The organism is Microbacterium sp. Bi128, assembly GCF_918698205.1.
The window spans coordinates 1-3,006 of the sequence record NZ_CAKKMM010000582.1 but is presented as its reverse complement, the minus strand read 5'-3'; the positions used below and the strand labels follow the sequence as shown (position 1 = coordinate 3,006).

Below are 3,006 nucleotides of genomic sequence, written 5' to 3'. Positions count from 1 at the left end.
ACGCCCTCCGCCATGAGTCTCTGCTTGAACGTCGGCCCGTCGTACTCGCTCTTGACGGTGCGCTCCGTGTCGTCGTGGAAATACGAGCAGTAACACCCACCCCAGACCCCGTTGTGCTTCTGCGCGAGCGCCAGCCACGCCGGGAAGGTCTCGGCGGTGAGCGGCTTGATCACGTGCGAAGTCATCACGCCCACCTCAGGGGTTGTCTCGGGAACGAGTTGAAGAAAGTCAGGAGGTAGCTCTCGTCGCGGGGGACTCAGCGACGCATAGGACTCCTGTGTTGCCGTCCTGGTCGGCGATCACGGTGAGCGACGGCGCGCCGGTGTCATCGACGACAGTCCCGCCCGCGGAGACGGCAGCGGCGATTCGTTGCTCGGCCACTTCGGGCGCCACATAGATCTCGATGTGGAACCGCTGACTCGGGGTCTCACCGGCGTCCCCAAACCACAGGTTCGGTACACGCCCTGTGGCGTCCCTGATCTCGTCGCTGGGCGACCCGTGACCCTGGGCCTCGGCGTTCCCGGTCAACAGGGCGGCCCACACTGGGGCGATGGTCGCGGAGTGGGCCGTATCGAGACCGAGCTCGATGACGCTGACCGAGGCCGGGTCGGCGTCGACCTCGTGGTCGGCGGCGATCTCGGAGATCCGTCGCGCGAGGTCGACGTCCTGCTGGGTTACCCATTCGACGACGTGCTCGGTGCCCTCGTCGTCGCGGTAGATGGCGTCGGCGCTGACCATCTTGAGGTCGACGTACCCCTTGCCGATCGACACGCTCGGGTGGTGTCCGAGCGCATCGCCCGCCTCGCCTACCGCGGTAACGAACCGTGCACCGGTGCCGAAGTCGTCGACCAGGTAGCGGGCATGGAGTCCCTGGGCCAACTTGCGCCAGTCGGTCAGCCTGGCCTCGGCGATCTCCTCGCCGTTCAGCATGTCCATGTTCGGGACCTCATCTGTGATTCAGTCTCAGCGCTGGAGCTCGTCATTTGTAAGTGCCTCCCGCCCCTTTGCCAACAGTTAAGCCGATACCAAAGGCATCTTCAAGGGAAGTCTGCGCCTGCTGCCCAAGCAAGGGCGTCTACACGAGCGCGGATACTGGGCAACCGCCCGTAAGCCGGTCCCTCACCGGCCGCTTTCCTAATATTTCCACTACGGTGGCAGGATGATCGCTGACTTCATGAGAGACGATGCTCGGTCACTGCCTGCGCATCCGGCCCCAGCTGAAGTGACTGCTCTGCGGGTGTGGCACTGCAAATACAAGTCCCTGGCGGGCTTATCGGAATTCGTCAATCTGAAGACCCTTATCATTGCAACATATCCGGATATGGGCCTGGCGTCCTTGGGAGGTCTGGGCCGGCTCGATTATCTAAGCATCATGCACTTGCCTAACGTGTCGGACCTCGGCCCGCTCAGTCAACTGCAACGTCTAAGAACGATCAGACTCAGCACACTGCCTAGTTGGGACGCATCTGGGAAGAAAACAATCGTTCAATCGCTGGCCCCGCTAACGGAGTTACCGGTTCTGGCGCACATTGAGCTCTTCGGGGTGCTCCCCGAAGACGGCACACTCAACGTCTTGGAGAACTGTCCGTCTCTAGAAACAGTCCGCGTGAGCAAGTACAGGAAACCTGAGACCGAACGCTTCTACCAAGTCACGGAACTTCCCGATTCATTCGCGCCCTCACCAGACGTACCTGGCTGGTCCTGATACGCAGATATTTGACCGCATAGGACGGCGATCAGGATTCGTGCGCCATATACAGACGTGAGAATGGGCTACCCCGGCTTTCGTTAGCTCTTACATGAAGCGCCGGATGACTGGAGGTGTCCAGTGAAGAATCGTTGACCGGGACACGTCAAGACCGGTTTCGACGCTCCGCAACGTGTCCGTAAGCCGACCCTCACCGGGCAGCTCAGTTGAAACGTGGACCGAAGGCTATGGCATCCAGACCATGGGCGGTTACGGTGGCTCCAAGAGGGACAGGATGCTGCCGATCATATGCGGGACGACAGAGTTCAATGATGCCCTCGACCACGACAAGACGGAAGGCTGGCGCCGTGCGGAAACTGATCTACGGCATGAATCTGACCCTGGACGGCTACATCGCCGCGGCCGGCGACGACATCGGCTGGAGCGCGCCGAGCGACGAACTGTTCCAGTTCTGGCTCGACCAGGAGCGGGCTAGCAGCCTGTCACTGTACGGCCGCAAGCTCTGGGAGATCATGAGCTCCTACTGGCCGAGCGGCGACCAGCAGCCCAACGCCACCCCGGCGGAGATCGAGTTCGCGCGGAACTGGCGGGACACGCCGAAGGTGGTGTTCTCCTCGACGATCGACAACGTCGACTGGAACACCCGACTGATCACCGGCGACGCGATCGCCGAGATCACCCGGCTCAAGGCCGGCGACGGCGGCCCGATGAGCGTCGGCGGCGCAACGCTCGCCGGGGCGGCCATGTGGGCCGGGCTGATCGACGAATACGCGCTGGTCACCCATCCGGTCGTGGTGGGCGGCGGCACTCCGTTCTTCACCTCGCTCGATAGCTGGGTGAGCCTGAATCTGGTGGAGACGCGGACGTTTCCCGGCGGCGTGGTCCTGACCAGGTACGAGACGAGGCGCTGAGCGCTATTCCTCCGCGCGGTCGGGGAAGCACTTCACCACCCGCGGCCCACGTCGACGGGCAGCAGATAGTCCGGAATGTGCCTGCGCACCGCCCCGGCGAAAGCTCCGGCTGAGCAGAATACAAACACCAGGCGAGATGCCGTTAAGGTCGCGTTGTCGCATAGAGCAGCATGTCGCGCCGGGTGTTACCAATCTCCTGGTGACTGCGGAGCAGGCCCTCCCGCTGGAAACCAGACGCCTCGGCAACGCGACTTGAGTTGCTGTTCCACGTCTCGATGTACAGCTCGATCCGGTGCAGAGTGGGGATGGTCCAAGCGAACGCGGTCAGTGCCTTTAACGCGCTGGTGGCGATCCCGCGACCCCGGTGCGCGGGGGCAACCGAGTAGC

Annotated in this window: 4 protein-coding genes and 1 pseudogene; 2 read left to right on the top strand and 3 right to left on the bottom strand. The window is 62.8% G+C overall.

Annotated elements, in window-relative coordinates:
- Both LQV45_RS23280 and LQV45_RS23275 read right to left on the bottom strand, forming a co-directional pair.
- Window positions 1–185: pseudogene (locus LQV45_RS23280) on the bottom strand (GNAT family N-acetyltransferase); the annotation flags it as partial.
- Between the two features lie 43 nt (window positions 186–228).
- Window positions 229–936, bottom strand: a complete 708-nt coding sequence (locus LQV45_RS23275) for a VOC family protein (protein WP_230009024.1) — start codon at window positions 934–936, stop codon at window positions 229–231.
- 223 nt (window positions 937–1,159) lie between these two features.
- Here LQV45_RS23275 and LQV45_RS23270 point away from each other — a divergent pair, with 223 nt between their 5' ends.
- Both LQV45_RS23270 and LQV45_RS23265 read left to right on the top strand, forming a co-directional pair.
- Window positions 1,160–1,705 carry a hypothetical protein gene (locus LQV45_RS23270; RefSeq protein WP_230009023.1) on the top strand — a complete coding sequence of 182 codons (546 nt, stop codon included), beginning with the start codon at window positions 1,160–1,162 and terminating at the stop codon, window positions 1,703–1,705.
- 350 nt (window positions 1,706–2,055) lie between these two features.
- Complete coding sequence (locus LQV45_RS23265) at window positions 2,056–2,619, top strand: dihydrofolate reductase family protein (RefSeq protein WP_230009022.1); 564 nt, start codon at window positions 2,056–2,058, stop codon at window positions 2,617–2,619.
- A 142-nt stretch (window positions 2,620–2,761) separates the two neighbouring features.
- Here the strand turns inward: LQV45_RS23265 and LQV45_RS23260 are convergent.
- Window positions 2,762–3,006 (bottom strand): GNAT family N-acetyltransferase (locus tag LQV45_RS23260; RefSeq protein WP_230009021.1); only part of this gene is annotated, 245 nt, incomplete at its 5' end.